The sequence below is a fragment of the Azospirillum sp. TSO5 genome (assembly GCF_003116065.1).
GTDB lineage: Bacteria > Pseudomonadota > Alphaproteobacteria > Azospirillales > Azospirillaceae > Azospirillum.
Genome location: NZ_LGQY01000006.1, coordinates 26441 through 42084, shown reverse-complemented (window position 1 = coordinate 42084; position 15644 = coordinate 26441). Strand labels below are relative to the sequence as shown.

Genomic DNA, 15644 nt, shown 5'->3' with positions numbered 1-15644 from the left:
GTCCCGGAATGGCTGGTCCCCGCGGGTGCGGAAACAATGCTAAATCAGACGCGACGCTTCTTCGGCGGGCGAACGCCGTTGTGCGGGATCGGCGTGACGTCGCGGATCGACGTGATCTGGAAGCCGATCGACTGCAGGGCGCGCAGGGCGGACTCACGCCCCGAACCCGGACCCTTCACTTCGACTTCCAGGGTCTTCATGCCGTGTTCCTGGGCCTTGCGGCCGGCGTCCTCGGCAGCGACCTGGGCGGCGTAGGGCGTCGACTTGCGCGAACCCTTGAAGCCCATCGTGCCCGACGACGACCAGGCAATGGTGTTGCCCTGCGCGTCGGTGATGGTGATCATCGTGTTGTTGAACGAGGCGTTCACGTGAGCGACGCCGGCGGTGATGTTCTTGCGCTCGCGGCGACGCAGGCGCTGAGAAGCAGCGGAGGGCTTGGCCATTTTGCGTTCGTCCTCTTACTTCTTCTTGCCGGCGATCGGCTTGGCCGGACCCTTGCGGGTGCGGGCGTTCGTGTGGGTGCGCTGGCCGCGGACCGGCAGGCCCTTGCGGTGACGCAGGCCACGGTAGCAGCCCAGGTCCATCAGACGCTTGATGTTCATGGCGACTTCACGACGAAGATCGCCCTCGACGCGGTAGTCGGCGTCGATGGTCTCGCGGATCTTCAGGACTTCGTCGTCCGTCAGTTCGTTCACGCGACGCTCGGCCGGGATTTCCAGCTTCGCGCAGATTTCCTTGGCCTTGAAGGGGCCGATGCCATGGATGTAGGTCAACCCGATCTCCACGCGCTTCTGCGCGGGGATGTTGACGCCAGCAATACGCGCCACGCTACTCTCCTCAGTCTCGATATCTCAACGGCAGCCCGTCGGGCCGCCTACACACCGAGCAAATCCCGCCCGGCACAAGGCCGTAACTGGGAACGCACAATGTTACCCGCCACCCTGGTAGGGCAGCGAGAGGGTGCGACTATAGAAAAACTCCGGAACTTGTCAAGGTGAATTGCCGGCCGCTATTCGGCCGGAACCGGCTGCCGCACCGGCGTCGGGCCAGTGGCGGCCTGTGCAAGGCCGGAACTGGAGTTGTCATCCGCCATGTCCTCGACCGCAGCCGGCCGCAGCGGCATCCTACCGGCTTTCAGCAGCGCACGGTCACGCAGGACCTGCGGCAGGTCCAGGCTAAGCTTCAATTCGATGTTGCGCCAGATCTGGCGCAGACGTTGGACATGCAGATCCTCGCCGATCGCCTGCACAACCGATTCCAGATTCTCCAGCGTGATGCCGCGGTCGGCCAGCAGCACCGCGCTCTTGCCGTCGGTCTTCGGGCAATTCAGCGCCTGCATCAGCCGTGGTCGCGACTCCGGCCGGCTCATGAAGCGTTCGATGTCGAAGATGGTACGAACATTGATGACCCGCAGCGCCTCGATCTGGTCGAGGTCGAGCGCCAGGATCAACTGCGCCTGCGCCACCCAGTCCATCGTCTCGTAGATGCCGTAGGGCGTTTCGACGAACAGCAGGATCGGGTTTGCCGTGGCCAGATTCTGCACGTCCTCGATCTCGAACTCGGCAAGTCGGAATTTGATGGCCGAATCGATGCCGAGAATCATGTCGATCGGATATTCGCGGATGAAGCTCTGGGCCCGCGGATCGATCCGACGGATCTGCAATTGCGGCACCCGGCTCAGCAGCGTTTGCAGGCCGAGTTTGGGGAAGAAGCCGGTCAGGAAGGCCACCAGCAATTCCGGCACGCCGTCACCGACCGCGCCCTCCGGCGCGATCTTCGCAACGTCCATATAGGCGTGATGCAGCGTGACCGCAGTGATGCAGGCCAGGATGATGTGGCCGGTCACCCGCAGGAAAGAGATCGGGGACAGATCGTAGTTGGAAATGCGGCGAATCAGGTAGTCGATCGACCAGACATAGGCGCCGAAGAAGGCGAAGGACAGCACCGCCACGGTCTGGAGCTGGTAATGCACCAGTTCCATGGGCGTGACCCCGTCAACTCCGTACAGCGTCATTCCGCTGAACAGCGGCTGGAAATGGTCCAACCGGTCCTTGCCCAGCAGCATGCCGCTGGAGGTTAGAAAGCCGCTGAAGGACACCATGATGAAGACCAGGACCGGAAAGAAATAGGCGCGCCATTCCGACGGCTGCGTGTTGTCCGGTCCCTGCGGCAGCGCCCGGTACTTATAGGCCGCGAATTCGAAGGAGGGGATCAGCTGGTCGTGATCCTGCCCTTCGATGCGGAAGACCGACTCCAGGTCCGCGATGATCTTCTGCCGCACATTCTTGATATTGCTGCGGCCGATGAAGATCGTCAGCGGAAGGATGAAGGACAGGCCGAGCAGACCGAGTGCGCTCAGCACCCGCAATTCACCGACCACATGGATCACTTCGTCGAACATCACGCCCCCGGCCGGCCTCCAGCCCGCAGTACCGACACGCCGCTTTCCTGACGTGCAGCCACGACAATGCAGCCTCGTTACGGTCGCACCGCCGAAGGGTATACTCTCATTGAGTGATTTTCAGCGAAATTCTGCGCGCGACAATCTGCGGCGCAAGCCGGTCCGCCTAGAGGTTGGTGCCCGCAATCCGATGACGGATCGCGTCGGCCTGGATTCGAACGCGGCTGAGATGCGGGTTGATCCTCAGCGCCGCATCGAACGCCCGGAGCGCCGGCATTTCGTCGCCCAGCGCCAGATAGACGAGGCCCAACTCGACCAGCGCCCCGAAATGACGGGGTTCGAGCGACAGGGCATGGCGGAGGTCCAGCATGGCGGCGCGATAGTCGCCCAGCATGTAATGGGCGGCGGCGCGCTTGTTCCATCCTTCGGCATAGGACGGGTCGCGGGCGACCACCGCGTCGAAGGCGTGCAGCGCCGACTCGTAGTCGTCGCCGTTCAGGCTGAGCACTCCGGCGCGCATGTCGTGCACCATCACCGGGTCGGGATGTTCCAGCCAGAAGTCCCAGATATGCTCCTCCACCGATTCGGCATAGGCGGCGTCGGTGGCGCTGTGCAAGGCCTGGAAAAGACTGTCGAGACGCATGTTTCCCTGCCCCGCGCCAGCCGGCACCCCGAGGGTCAGCAGCAAAAGCACTGTCAAGGAAAAGAAGCGTCGAATCATCATGCTCCAAATTTGGGCACGGATTCGGCGAGCTGCCAACTATTTTTTGGTTGCAAAACGCTAAAGAATTGGTCAGAGGCGCTGCCCTTGGGCTTTAGAGCCGCAGGCCTATGCCCCCCTATACCATTGGTACAGACCGAAGAATGGTCGGAAACGGCGAACGGCCGGCGGATCGCTCCGCCGGCCGTCTGCTTTACCGGGTGTGTCCCGATCGTCTGGAGGACGATCAGGCGGCCTTGTTACGGCCGGCCACGATTTCGTCGGTGACGTTGCGCGGCACCGGCTCGTAGTGGCTGAACTCCATCGTGTAGGACGCACGACCCGAGGTCATGCCGCGCAGCTGGCCGATGTAGCCGAACATTTCGTTCAGCGGGACATTGGCCTCGACGGCAATGTTCGAACCACGCTCCAGCTGGCCCAGGACGGTGCCGCGACGACGGTTCACGTCGCCGATGACATCGCCCAGGTAATCGTCGGGGGTGACGATCTCGACCTTCATCACCGGCTCGAGCAGGATCGGGCCGGCCTTCGGCAGAGCCTCACGGAAGCAGGCCTTGGCGGCGATTTCGAACGTCAGGGCGTTCGAGTCGACGTCGTGGTACTTGCCGTCCACCAGACGGGCGCTGAAGTCCACAGTCGGATAGCCGGCGAGGACGCCGTCTTCCTTCTGCATCTCCAGACCCTTCTTGACCGACGGGACATATTCGCGCGGAACCGTGCCGCCGACGGTCTCGTCGAGGAACTCAAAGCCCTCGCCCCGCTCGCGCGGCGCGAAGATGATCTTCACCTCGGCGAACTGGCCCGAACCACCGGTCTGCTTCTTGTGGGTGTAGGTGTATTCCACCGGCTTGGTGATCGTCTCGCGGTAGGCGACCTGGGGCTTGCCCATGTTGCCTTCCACGCCGAACTCCGTGCGCATACGGTCAAGCGTCACTTCCAGATGCAGCTCGCCCATGCCGCGCAGGATGGTCTGGCCGGTTTCACGGTCGGTCTCCAGGCGGAGCGACGGATCGGCGCGGACCATCTTGCCCAGAGCGATCGAGAACTTCTCCTGCTCGCCCTTGGTCTTCGGCTCGACCGAGACGCTGATGACGGGGTCGGGGAAGCGCATACGCTCCAGGATGACCGGCGCGGAGGCATCGCACAGCGTGTCACCGGTCTCGGTCTCCTGCAGGGAGACGAGCGCGATGATGTCGCCGGCGCGGGCTTCCTCGATCGGGTTGGCGTCCTTCGCGTACATCTCGACCATGCGGCCGATCTTCTCGCGCTTGCCGCGGGTCGAGTTCAGGATCGACATGCCCTTGGTCAGCACGCCCGAATAGACGCGGACGAAGGTCATCGAGCCGTAGGTGTCGTTCAGCACCTTGAAGGCCAGCGCCGAGAAGGGCGCGTCGTCGGAGCTGAGACGCTCGCCGTTCGGGTTGCCGTCCTCGTCCACCGTCTTGATCGCTTCGACGTCGGTCGGGGCCGGCAGCAGATCGACGACCGCGTCCAGAACCTGGCAGACGCCCTTGTTCTTGTAGGACGAGCCGCAGAGCACGGGCGTGAAGGCGCTGGTGATGGTGCCCTTGCGCAGGCAGGCGCGCAGAACGTCGGGCGAGGGATCCTCACCCGAGTCCAGGTAGGCTTCCATCGCCGCCTCGTCCATTTCCAGGGCGGTGTCGACGAGCTCGGCGCGCAGGGCCGGGATGCTGGCGATGTTGTCCAGGTCTTCCTTGACCGACAGGTTCAGCTTCTGGGCGAGATCGTCGGTGACCTCCCAGGTCTCCCACTTGGCGTCCTTGTCGTCGGAGAACCAGACATAGGCCTTCATCTCGACCAGATCGACCATGCCGCGGAAGTTGTCTTCCGAGCCGAGCGGGACCTGGATGCAGACCGGACGCGCGTTCAGGCGGGTCTTGATCATGCTGACGCAACGTTGGAAGTTCGCGCCCGAACGGTCCATCTTGTTGACGTAGCAGATACGCGGGACGTTGTAGTTGTCCGCCAGACGCCAGTTGGTCTCCGACTGCGGCTCCACGCCGGCGACGCCGTCGAACACCACGACCGCGCCGTCGAGCACGCGGAGCGAGCGGTTCACCTCGATGGTGAAGTCCACGTGGCCCGGGGTGTCGATGACGTTGATCTTCTTCTCACGCCAGAAGGCCGAAACGGCGGCCGACTGAATGGTGATGCCGCGCTTCTGCTCCTGCTCCATGTAGTCGGTCGTGGTCGACGTCTTCAGATCCTTCGTCTCGTGGACGTCGATGATCGTGTGCTTGCGACCGGTGTAGTACAGAATACGCTCGGTGGTCGTCGTCTTGCCCGCGTCGACGTGGGCGATGATGCCGATGTTCCGAATGTCAGACAGTGGCGTTTGGCGCGGCATGTTGCGGTTCCATTGCAGTAACGCGACAACCGAAGCGCGACCGTCAGGGTCGTCCGCTTCGGCGGCAGAGGTTGGTCGGGGTTTTACGGGCGATCTGTTAAGGCGTCATTAACATTCCGTAAACCGACAAGCAATTTGTCGGAATATTGAAGCGCGCGGCCCTCACAGCGTTCGGGCCACGCCGGCACACCCCAACCGAGGCTGCCGGGTCGCCCCGTTTCCGCCGCCTTATTTAGCAGCGGTGACCTGAATTTCAACGAGATACTCAGGAGCGGCCAGCTTGGCTTCCACCGTGGCGCGGGCCGGCGGATTGGCCGGATCGACCCAAGCCTCCCACGCCTTGTTCATCGCGCCGAAGCTGGCGATGTCGACCAGATAAATCGTGGCCGACAGCAGCTTGCTCTTGTCGCTGCCCGCTTCCGCCAGCAAGGCGTCGATCTGGGCCAGGATCTGGGCGGTCTGACGCTCGACGTCGGGCGTCGGCTCGTCGGCGACCTGACCGGCGAGATAGACCGTGTCCTTGTGGACGACCATCTGGCTCATGCGCGGTCCGGTGTGGAAGCGCTGGATCGACATTGCGGAAAGACTCCGGGTTCCGGGGGGCTCGAAAAAGACGGGGGTACGTCTATGCCATTCGGGGCCGCACGCGAAGCGAAAAATGCGTTTCAGCCGCTCAGGGCTGCCCCGCAGCGCTATCCTTCGCCAAAAGTGCGGCGAAACGCGCGGACGGAACCGCAAAATTGCGCACGGCCGGGCCGGGTCCGGCGGCAACGCCGACTCCGGCGACCGACCAGCCCTCTCCGTTCGCCCTGGGTGTCCGCACCAGCAGCGGCCCGCCGCTGGTTCCGCGCGTGGCGTCGCAATCGTGCGCCAGCAGGCCGGCGCTTTCCCCCAGGAGATGACAATCGTGGTCGGCCATCAGGATCTGCGCCCGGTCCTGGCTGTATCCGCCGAGCATCACCGGCGTTCCCGGCGGCAGCTGTCCGGCGCTTAGGGGCAGCGGAGGAGCCGACTCCGGCGCGGGCTGCGACAGGGTCAGCACCGCCCAGTCGGCGGCGACCTTGGGAGTCGCTGATGCGGGATCATACGCGGGGTCGGTCGCGACGCGCGCCACCGTGACATGGCGGGTGAACTCCCCCCGGTCATAACCGAACAGGACATGCAGGGAGGACGCCTGCAGGAAGCGCCGCGTGCGCGGGTTGAACAGGCAATGGCCGGCGGTCACCACCGTGTGCCGGCCAACCAGCGCCCCGGTACAGCGGCCAGCCAGATTGGTCTGCACCCGGACGATACTGTTCCAAGGCTCCGCGGTCGCATCCACCGGCGCCCGTCGGTCCCCGGGCCCGACGCCGGGAAGCAGCGGCCGTTCCGCATGGGCGCCGGAGGCGACGGCCGACACCACGAGAGCAAGCGCGGCTGCGACCATAAGGCCAAGGCCAAGGCTGCGCCGAGCCCACGCATGTTCTTGCTCCGTTTCCCTCAATCCCGTATCCTCCGACGCATGGCGACGCTGATCATCACCGAAAAATCCAGCCAGGCGAAGGACCTGCGCGCGGCCCTGGGCGACCGCTACGGCCGCATCCTGCCGGCCGAGGGCCATCTGCTGCGGCTTGCCGAGCCGGATGAGGTCGATCCCGCCTGGAAGCGCTGGTCGCCGACCCTGCTGAAGCCTGACGGGCTCTTTCCCACCCGGCCCGACCAGGGCGGCAACAAGGCCGCGAAGCTGCAGGCGATCACCGCCGCATTGCGCGCCTGCGACGAGGTGATCCTCGCCACCGACTGCGACCGCGAGGGCCAGCTGATCGGCCAGGAGATCCTGGAGCATGTCGGCTATCGCGGCAAGGTGCGGCGCGCGCTTTTCACAGCTCAGGACCCGAAGACCCTGCGCGATGCCTTCGCCCAGCTGAAGCCGAACGACTCCATGCGACCGCTCTATGAGGCGGCGGTGGCGCGCCAGCAAGCCGACCAGATCTACAACCTGTCGCTGACCCGCACGGCGACCAAGACCCTGCTGGCCCCCGGCACCCGCGGCGTCATCGGCATCGGCCGGGTGAAGACCCCGACGCTGGCCATCGTGTGCCTGCGCGAGTTGGAGATCCGCAACTTCAAGCCCGAGGATTATTTCGAGATCGTGGCGACCGCCACCGTGGCGGAGGGCAGCTTCCTGATGCGCCACGCCCCGGCGCCGAAGGACCGCATCAAGGACCGCGCCGCCGCCGAGGCCATCGCCCGCGCCGCCGACAACCACCGCAGCCCGCTGACCGTCACGGTGGAGGAGAAGCGGCAGGCGCCGCCCAAGCTGTATGACCTGCCCTCGCTGCAGAAGACTTGCGGCCAGCGCTGGGGCTGGACCGCCGACCGTACGCTGGCGGTGGCGCAGGAACTGTATGACGGTGAGGGCAAGAAGCTCATCACCTATCCGCGCGCGGAGGCACGTTACCTGTCGGAGAACCAGATCGCCGACGCGCCGGCCATCGTCGGGGCGCTGACCCGGCTGCGCGGCTTCGCCCATCTCGACATCGCCCGGCCGGTAATCCGCAAGGGCAAGTCCGGCCATTTCTGCGACAAGGCGTTGGAAGGCGTGTCGCACCATGCGGTGATCCCCAACGTCAATGTGCTGGACGATCTGGAATCGCGGCTGGTCCGGTTGACCGACGACGAGAAGCGGCTGTTCGCGCTGATCTGCCGCTCCTACCTCGCCGCGGTGATGCCGGATTACGAGTATCGCCAGACCAGCGTGACCATGCCGGTTCCGGTGCCATCGGCTGAGGGTAGCAAACCGGTCGCCTTCCGCGCAGTCGGCCGTATCCCGCTGAAGCTGGGCTGGAAGGCCGCCTTCGGCTCCGCCGAGAGCGACGACCGCTCCGGCGGCAAACCGGAGGAGGAGGCCGAGCAGACCCTGCCGCCGCTGACCGACGGCGAGTCGGCGACCCTGAGCGATCCCAAGGTGGAGGCCAAGCGCACACAGGCGCCGCCGCGCTACAACGAGGGCACGCTGGTCGACGCCATGCAGAACGCCTGGCGGTTCGTCGAGGATCCGGCTCTGCGCGACCGGCTGAAGGAGGCCAAGGGAATCGGCACCCCGGCCACCCGCGCCGAGGTGATCAAGGGGCTGCGCAAGCAGAACCTGCTGGGCGCGGACGGCAAATGGCTGGTGCCCACCCCTGCCGGGCTGCATCTGTTCGAAACTCTGCGCGCCGCCGCCCCCACCCTGGTCGATCCCGGCACCACCGCGCTGTGGGAAATGAAGCTCGACGAGGTGGTGACCGGCCGTGCCGATTTCCGCCGGGTGATCGACGCAATTGCCAGCGAGGCCGACCGACTGATCGGCGCGTTGGTCGGGCAGCGCGGCACCGCGCTGGATCTCGGCTTGCCCGCCGCCAAGGTCCGATTCGCCCGGCGCGGCACTGCGGGACGAAGCACGACGACGCGGGGCGGCGCCGCCGTGTCGGGCGATGCAACGAAGCCTGCACGACGGCGGACCCGCAAGGTTGCAGCTCCCGCCGAGGGGGAAGCGCTGGCGCCGAAGCCGCGGCGCACCCGCAAGACCAAGGGTGCCAGCAGCGCCCCGCCGGCTGCCGCAGTGGCTGAAAGCGCGCCGGCAGAGGCATCGCCCATTCCGGAGTCGCGGCGCCGTCGCGAACCGACCGAGCGTATGGTTGCCTTCGCCCGCAGCTTGGCAGAACGCAAGGGCATCGCCCTGCCCGATCCGTGCCTGCGCGATTTCGATCAATGCCGTAGTTTTCTGGATCAGCACGCGCGCTGACCACCGCCCGACCGCCGGGCTTCGGTTGCGTACAAGCACAGATTTACGCGATTTTGGCGATATTGGTTGCTGGACGAGGCCTGCTCGGTCGGTAACTCTCAAGGCAGTCTCAATCAATGCTGAGCGCTTCCCATGAGATTTTCCAGCCCGACCTCGCGAACCGTCACCGCAGCCGCGCTGACCCTGGTGGCGACAGCCCCTGCGCTGGCCCAGAGCCAACCAAGCTACGGCGGCGCCAGCGTGACGCAATGTATCCCGTTCGCGAATTTCCAATCGGTGTCCTTCACCGATCCGCCGAAGCTGAATTTCAGCATTGCCGGCGACAGCACCATCCACACGGTGACGATGGACACCGGATCGGTCGGCGTCGCCATGTCCGCCACCAACATCCCCAACTATGAGACGCTGAAAACGGCGCCGGGCGCCAAGCCGGGCACGCAGTTCCTGTCGAGCAGCAAGGTGCTGTGGGTCGGCACCTGGGTGCCGATGACGGTCACGCTCTATGACCGCGGCAACAAGCCTGTCGCGACCTCCGAGGTCTTGATCCTGGGCGTGGAGCAATCAGGCCGCTGCGACAGTTACCAGACCGACCAGAAAATTTGTCCCAACCTGCCCGCGCCGGAGAAGCCGGTGCTGTATATGGGCGTCGGTTTCGGCCAGGAGGCCGATTTCCAGCCGCAAGGCACACCGGACAAGAATGTCCTGCTGAACCTGCGCAACGTGAACGGCCAGCCCATCGCCGATGGCACGCTGAACAAGGGTTACATCATCGGCCGCCAGGGCATCCAGGTCGGCCTGACCGCCGCCAACACGTCCGGTTTCCGCTTCGCCCAGTTGGCCCCCTACCCGCAATATCCCGGCGACTGGATGATGCCGCAGGGCTGCATCACCGTTAATCCGGAGGTGAACCGCAATGCCGACGGTCCGGTCTGCACGACGGCCAACATCCTGGTCGATACCGGGATCCCGCAGAGCTACATGACGCTGCCGCCCGCGATCCAATTCGACAACGTGCAGCAGGCCGATCTGAGCGAGCCGACAAAGATGGTATGGGTACTGGCGCCCAACACGTCGGTGGCTGTCCAGATTCCGAATGCCGGCAATCCGATCGCCACCGACGCCTTCATCGTCGGGGCCGGCGCACCGAGCGAGCCGGCACAGGTGATCCCCTCGAGCACCGAACCGCCCCCGCCCGCTCCCAAGAAGGCGCCGTTCATCAACACCGGCCGCCATTTTCTGCGCCAATACCAATTCCTGTATGACGCCAAGCAGGGGTATGTCGGCATGAAGGACCAGCCCAATCCTTGCGGCGAGCAGTAACCGGCAAAGGGGCGCCCGCCCGGCGCCCCACACCATGCGGACATGAAAAAAGCCCCGGAACGGGGCCTGACTGCATGGACAGCAATGGAGATGATGGTGGGCGATGAGGGGATCGAACCCCCGACATTCTCGGTGTAAACGAGACGCTCTACCGCTGAGCTAATCGCCCGTACCTGAAAAATCATGCACTGAAATGCAAGCCGGCCGGGTGGTTGCCCGGCCGGCCGCACTATGCCCTGAGCAGGCCGGAAACTTCAAGCTTGCTGAACCTCACGCTCAGTTCAGAGCGTCCTTGAGGGTCTTGCCCGCCTTGAACTTCGGCTGCTTGGATGCCGGGATGTCGATCTTCTCGCCGGTACGCGGGTTGCGGCCCTCGGTCGCGGGGCGCTCGGCCACCGCAAAGGTGCCGAAGCCGACAAGACGGACTTCATCGCCGTTCTTCAAGGATTCGGCGATGCTGTCGAACACGGCGTCGACGGCCTTCGTGGCGTCGGTCTTGGACAGACCGGACGCTTCGGCAACATGCGCCACGAGATCGTTCTTGTTCACGCAATCCCCCTTCGAAATTCAGCAAATACTGAAAGACAAAAGCCGCCCCAGGACTTTTCGTCCACGACTTTTTGGAAGCAAAGGATAAGCACAGCGTTTGCCGCCCGTCAATTCCCGACGGGCGGCAAAGCTCCTATTGTCCCAAAAGTCGACTGCCCGGCGACGGCTATGATCAGATCATGGCCGTTCTGGCCCCGGATCAGTGACGCAGGACCTCGCCGTCGGCACCCTTCTCCTGGGCTTTCGCCGCGGCCGGATCGACCTCCGGCTCGGTCCACTCGATGGGCTCCAGCGGACGGACCAGCGCGTTGCGCAGCACCTCGTCCACCGTGCCGACGGGCAAGATCTCCAGCCCGCGCTTCACGTTGTCCGGGATGTCCGCCAGGTCCTTCTCATTGTCCTTCGGGATCAGCACATGCTTGATGCCGCCACGCAGAGCGGCCAGCAGCTTCTCCTTCAGGCCGCCGATGGGCAGGACCCGGCCACGCAGCGTGATCTCGCCGGTCATCGCCACGTCCTTGCGGACCGGAATGCCGGTCAGCACCGAGACGATGGAGGTGGCCATGGCGACACCGGCCGACGGGCCGTCCTTCGGCGTGGCGCCTTCGGGAACGTGGACGTGGATGTCCTTCTTCTCGAACAGCGTCGGCTTGATGCCGAAGGCGACGGCGCGCGACTTGACGTAGCTCTCGGCCGCCTGGACCGATTCCTTCATCACGTCGCCCAGCTTGCCGGTGGTGGTGACGCGGCCCTTGCCGGGCAGGCCGACGGCCTCGATCGACAGCAGTTCGCCGCCGACCTCGGTCCAGGCCAGACCGGTGGTGACGCCCACCAGATCCTCCAGTTCCGCCTCGCCGTAATGGAAGCGGCGGACGCCGGCATACTTGTCAAGGTTGCGGCGGGTAACCGCGACCTTGGCGTTGCCGCCGCTCTTCAGCAGGATCTCCTTGACCGCCTTGCGGCACAGGTTGGCGATCTCGCGCTCCAGCGAGCGGACACCGGCCTCCCGCGTGTAGTAGCGGACCAGATCGCGCAGCGCGTCGTCGGAGATGGTGAACTCGCCCTTCTTCAGGCCGTTCGCCTCGATCTGCTTCTCGATCAGGTGGCGCTTGGAGATCTCGACCTTCTCGTCCTCGGTATAGCCGGCGACGCGGATGATCTCCATGCGGTCCAGCAGCGGCTGCGGCATGCGCATCGTGTTGGCCGTGCAGACGAACATCACGTCGGACAGGTCGTAGTCGACCTCCAGGTAATGATCGTTGAAGGTACCGTTCTGCTCCGGATCCAGAACCTCCAGCAGGGCGGACGACGGGTCGCCGCGCCAGTCGGCGCCGAGCTTGTCGATCTCGTCCAGCAGGAAGAGCGGGTTGGAGGACTTGGCCTTCTTCATGCCCTGGATGACCTTGCCGGGCATCGAGCCGATGTAGGTGCGGCGGTGACCGCGCACCTCGGCCTCGTCACGGACGCCGCCGAGCGACATGCGGACGAAGTTGCGGCCGGTCGCCTTGCCGATCGACTTGCCGAGCGAGGTCTTGCCGACACCGGGCGGGCCGACGAGGCAGAGGATCGGCCCCTTGACCTTGTTCATGCGGTTCTGGACGGCGAGATACTCGAGGATGCGTTCCTTGACCTTCTCCAGACCGTAATGATCGTCGTCCAGCACCTTCTGGGCCAGCTTCAGGTCGCGCTTCACCTTGGTGCGCTTCTTCCACGGAATGGACAGCATCCAATCCAGGTAGTTGCGGACCACGGTGGCTTCCGCGGACATCGGGCTCATCGACCGCAGCTTCTTCAGCTCGGCCAGAGCCTTCTCGCGGGCTTCCTTGGAGAAGCGGGTCTTGTTGATCTTCTCTTCCAGCTCCGCCGATTCGTCGCGGCCGTCCTCGGTCTCGCCGAGTTCCTTCTGGATCGCCTTCAGCTGCTCGTTCAGATAGTACTCGCGCTGGGTCTTCTCCATCTGCCGCTTGACGCGGTTGCGGATGCGCTTTTCCACCTGTAGCACGCCGATCTCGCCTTCCATGAAGGCATAAACCCGCTCCAGGCGCTCAGACACGGTGGCGCATTCCAGCAGCTGCTGCTTTTCCGGAATCTTCAGCGCCAGATGCGAGGCGACGGTATCGGCCAGCTTGCCGGCTTCCTCGATCTGGTTGATCGAGACCAGCACCTCCGGCGGGATCTTCTTGTTCAGCTTGATGTACTGCTCGAACTGGGAGACGACGGCGCGGCTCAGGGCTTCGAGCTCCTGGTTCTCGCCGGTCTTTTCCTCGACCAGTTCGGCCTGGGCCTGGAAGAACTCCTCATTGTCGGCGAACTTGGTGATGGCGGCGCGCTGGCCACCTTCCACCAGCACCTTGACGGTCCCGTCCGGCAGCTTGAGCAGCTGCAACACGGTGCCGACGGTGCCGACGCTGTAGATGTCGGCCGGAGTCGGATCGTCCTGCGCGGCGTTCTTCTGGGTGACGAGCAGGATCTGCTTGTCATCCTTCATCACGTCTTCCAGCGCGCGCACGGACTTCTCGCGCCCGACGAACAGCGGCACGATCATGTGGGGGAAGACCACGATGTCGCGCAGCGGCAGGACCGGGTAGAGGGCACCACGGGAGAGTTCGATCATGGGCAGGGCCTCAATGAATGGATCGCCGCCAGCCCGGAATGGGCCTGACACAGCCCCCGCCTCGGGTTGAGCGCGGGGATCGCCTACGGCACCGGACTAACGTGGCACACGGCCATGCGCCCTTCAAGGGGCTGCGACCGTCTTCCCGCCGTTTCCGCAAGGTGAAACGGCCGTTTGGCCGGCCAAGACCGCCTTTGCTCCCCTTTCGCACGACTTAACAGGCGGTTCGAGCCGGTTTTACGCCCCTTCGACCTCCCAAACGGAAGCTTTGCGGCGTCATTCACCCTGTCAGCCGCAGACGATCCGCTCCAAAGGCACTGGAGGGGCGACGATTCGGAATGACCAGTCCGGGTGCCATGCGTCGACCGCATTGGAAATGCGCCGAAAAAGAAAAAGGGGCGCCGAAGCGCCCCTCTCGTCGTCCCGTCACAAAGAGTGCGACGGCTTCTCGTCCGATCACGCGCCCGGCGCTTCGCTGCGCCGTTCGGCGTGGACGTAGAGCGGCTTGGCGCGCCCTTCGACCACTTCCTTGTTGACCAGGATGCTCTCGATGCCGGTGAGGCCCGGCAGGTCGAACATCGGGTCGAGCAGGATGGCTTCCATGATCGACCGCAGACCGCGGGCACCGGTCTTGCGGGCGATGGCCTTGTGGGCGATGGCGCGCATGGCGTCCTCGGAGAACTCCAGATGGACGTCCTCCATCTCGAACAGACGCTGGTACTGCTTGACCAGGGCGTTCTTCGGCTTGCTCAGGATCTCGACCAGCGCCGCCTCGTCCAGATCGGACAGGGTGGCGAGCACCGGCAGACGGCCGATGAACTCGGGGATCAGGCCGAACTTCAGCAGATCCTCGGGCTCGACCTCGTGCAGGATCTCGCCGGTGGCGCGCTCGTCGGCGGAGCGGACATCGGCGCCGAAGCCGATGCTGGTGCCCTTGCCGCGCTGGGCGATGATCTTGTCCAGGCCGGCGAAGGCGCCGCCGCAGATGAACAGGATGTTGCTGGTGTCGACCTGCAGGAATTCCTGCTGGGGATGCTTGCGCCCGCCCTGCGGCGGCACGGAGGCGACGGTGCCTTCCATGATCTTCAGCAGGGCCTGCTGCACGCCCTCGCCCGACACGTCGCGGGTGATCGACGGGTTGTCGGACTTGCGGCTGATCTTGTCGACCTCGTCGATGTAGACGATGCCGCGCTGCGCCCGCTCGACATTGTAGTCGGCGGCCTGGAGCAGCTTGAGGATGATGTTCTCGACATCCTCGCCGACATAACCGGCTTCGGTCAGCGTCGTAGCGTCGGCCATGGTGAAGGGAACGTCGATGATGCGGGCCAGCGTCTGGGCCAGCAGCGTCTTGCCGCAGCCGGTCGGGCCGATCAGCAGGATGTTCGACTTCGCCAGTTCGACGTCGTTGTGCTTCGTCCCGTGGGCGAGGCGCTTATAATGATTGTGGACCGCCACCGACAGCACGCGCTTGGCGTAAGACTGTCCGATGACGTAATCGTCGAGCACCGCATGAATGTCGCGCGGAGTCGGGACCCCGTCGCGGGACTTCACGAGGGTCGTCTTGTTCTCCTCGCGAATGATGTCCATGCACAGTTCGACGCATTCATCGCAGATGAACACCGTCGGACCGGCAATCAGCTTGCGGACCTCGTGCTGGCTCTTGCCGCAGAAGGAGCAGTAGAGCGTATTCTTCGAATCGCCGCTGCTGGACTTGCTCATCGGTACTCCGTCATCTCGCGGGAGGCGTGGACCCCTAGGACCATGCCCGTTCGCGGCGCCCCCCGACGCCGGTCCTACTCAGGTTATCGCGGACGACGTCCGCGACAAGGTCACGCGCCGGTTTAGCGACGCATTACAATCCGCATACCGGACATGCCACAAGGGGCTTCCCCTATGACTGGCCCC

The 15644-nt window shown here is 64.7% G+C and carries 12 protein-coding genes and 1 tRNA gene; 2 read left to right on the top strand and 11 right to left on the bottom strand.

The genetic code is table 11. The features are described 5' to 3' along the window. Nucleotides 1-44: 44 nt before the first annotated feature. From rpsK to TSO5_RS00945, 7 genes are all read right to left on the bottom strand, one after another. Nucleotides 45-443 (bottom strand): 30S ribosomal protein S11, encoded by a 399-nt coding sequence (gene rpsK, locus TSO5_RS00975; protein WP_012974490.1) that lies wholly within the window; start codon nucleotides 441-443, stop codon nucleotides 45-47. 15 nt (nucleotides 444-458) lie between these two features. Beyond that, nucleotides 459-827, bottom strand: coding sequence for a 30S ribosomal protein S13 (rpsM, locus tag TSO5_RS00970; protein ID WP_012974491.1), 369 nt, complete (start codon nucleotides 825-827; stop codon nucleotides 459-461). A gap of 182 nt (nucleotides 828-1009) precedes the next feature. Further along, nucleotides 1010-2401 (bottom strand): hypothetical protein, encoded by a 1392-nt coding sequence (locus tag TSO5_RS00965; protein WP_109149849.1) that lies wholly within the window; start codon nucleotides 2399-2401, stop codon nucleotides 1010-1012. A gap of 166 nt (nucleotides 2402-2567) precedes the next feature. After that, on the bottom strand, nucleotides 2568-3044 hold the full coding sequence (locus TSO5_RS00960) for a tetratricopeptide repeat protein (protein ID WP_247870516.1): 477 nt from the start codon (nucleotides 3042-3044) through the stop codon (nucleotides 2568-2570). Nucleotides 3045-3348: 304 nt separating this feature from the next. Beyond that, nucleotides 3349-5490, bottom strand: coding sequence for an elongation factor G (fusA, locus tag TSO5_RS00955; RefSeq protein ID WP_109149847.1), 2142 nt, complete (start codon nucleotides 5488-5490; stop codon nucleotides 3349-3351). 228 nt (nucleotides 5491-5718) lie between these two features. Then, nucleotides 5719-6066 (bottom strand): RidA family protein, encoded by a 348-nt coding sequence (locus tag TSO5_RS00950; RefSeq protein WP_014248117.1) that lies wholly within the window; start codon nucleotides 6064-6066, stop codon nucleotides 5719-5721. 97 nt (nucleotides 6067-6163) lie between these two features. Beyond that, on the bottom strand, nucleotides 6164-6811 hold the full coding sequence (locus TSO5_RS00945) for a trypsin-like serine protease (RefSeq protein WP_247870515.1): 648 nt from the start codon (nucleotides 6809-6811) through the stop codon (nucleotides 6164-6166). 180 nt (nucleotides 6812-6991) lie between these two features. Here TSO5_RS00945 and TSO5_RS00940 point away from each other — a divergent pair, with 180 nt between their 5' ends. After that, nucleotides 6992-9256 carry a DNA topoisomerase gene (locus tag TSO5_RS00940; RefSeq protein ID WP_109149846.1) on the top strand — a complete coding sequence of 755 codons (2265 nt, stop codon included), beginning with the start codon at nucleotides 6992-6994 and terminating at the stop codon, nucleotides 9254-9256. Nucleotides 9257-9388: 132 nt separating this feature from the next. Next, the gene (locus tag TSO5_RS00935; protein WP_109149845.1) at nucleotides 9389-10576 is read left to right on the top strand and encodes a hypothetical protein; all 1188 of its coding nucleotides are present in this window, start codon (nucleotides 9389-9391) and stop codon (nucleotides 10574-10576) included. Between the two features lie 94 nt (nucleotides 10577-10670). Here the strand turns inward: TSO5_RS00935 and TSO5_RS00930 are convergent. From TSO5_RS00930 to clpX, 4 genes are all read right to left on the bottom strand, one after another. Continuing rightward, nucleotides 10671-10745 (bottom strand) — tRNA-Val (locus tag TSO5_RS00930). A 107-nt stretch (nucleotides 10746-10852) separates the two neighbouring features. Next, nucleotides 10853-11125, bottom strand: a complete 273-nt coding sequence (locus TSO5_RS00925) for an HU family DNA-binding protein (RefSeq protein ID WP_012974523.1) — start codon at nucleotides 11123-11125, stop codon at nucleotides 10853-10855. 199 nt (nucleotides 11126-11324) lie between these two features. Continuing rightward, on the bottom strand, nucleotides 11325-13739 hold the full coding sequence (gene lon / locus TSO5_RS00920; protein WP_109149844.1) for an endopeptidase La: 2415 nt from the start codon (nucleotides 13737-13739) through the stop codon (nucleotides 11325-11327). A 456-nt stretch (nucleotides 13740-14195) separates the two neighbouring features. Further along, nucleotides 14196-15458, bottom strand: a complete 1263-nt coding sequence (gene clpX / locus TSO5_RS00915; protein ID WP_012974526.1) for an ATP-dependent Clp protease ATP-binding subunit ClpX — start codon at nucleotides 15456-15458, stop codon at nucleotides 14196-14198. Nucleotides 15459-15644 lie beyond the last annotated feature (186 nt).

What these genes read in the sequence shown, in the direction of transcription:
- rpsK (WP_012974490.1), bottom strand. Translation starts at nt 443, where the DNA reads ATGGCCAAGCCCTCCGCTGCTTCTCAGCGCCTGCGTCGCCGCGAGCGC.
- TSO5_RS00965 (WP_109149849.1), bottom strand. Translation starts at nt 2,401, where the DNA reads ATGTTCGACGAAGTGATCCATGTGGTCGGTGAATTGCGGGTGCTGAGC.
- TSO5_RS00960 (WP_247870516.1), bottom strand. Translation starts at nt 3,044, where the DNA reads ATGCGTCTCGACAGTCTTTTCCAGGCCTTGCACAGCGCCACCGACGCC.
- fusA (WP_109149847.1), bottom strand. Translation starts at nt 5,490, where the DNA reads ATGCCGCGCCAAACGCCACTGTCTGACATTCGGAACATCGGCATCATC.
- TSO5_RS00950 (WP_014248117.1), bottom strand. Translation starts at nt 6,066, where the DNA reads ATGTCGATCCAGCGCTTCCACACCGGACCGCGCATGAGCCAGATGGTC.
- TSO5_RS00940 (WP_109149846.1), top strand. Translation starts at nt 6,992, where the DNA reads ATGGCGACGCTGATCATCACCGAAAAATCCAGCCAGGCGAAGGACCTG.
- TSO5_RS00935 (WP_109149845.1), top strand. Translation starts at nt 9,389, where the DNA reads ATGAGATTTTCCAGCCCGACCTCGCGAACCGTCACCGCAGCCGCGCTG.
- lon (WP_109149844.1), bottom strand. Translation starts at nt 13,739, where the DNA reads ATGATCGAACTCTCCCGTGGTGCCCTCTACCCGGTCCTGCCGCTGCGC.
- clpX (WP_012974526.1), bottom strand. Translation starts at nt 15,458, where the DNA reads ATGAGCAAGTCCAGCAGCGGCGATTCGAAGAATACGCTCTACTGCTCC.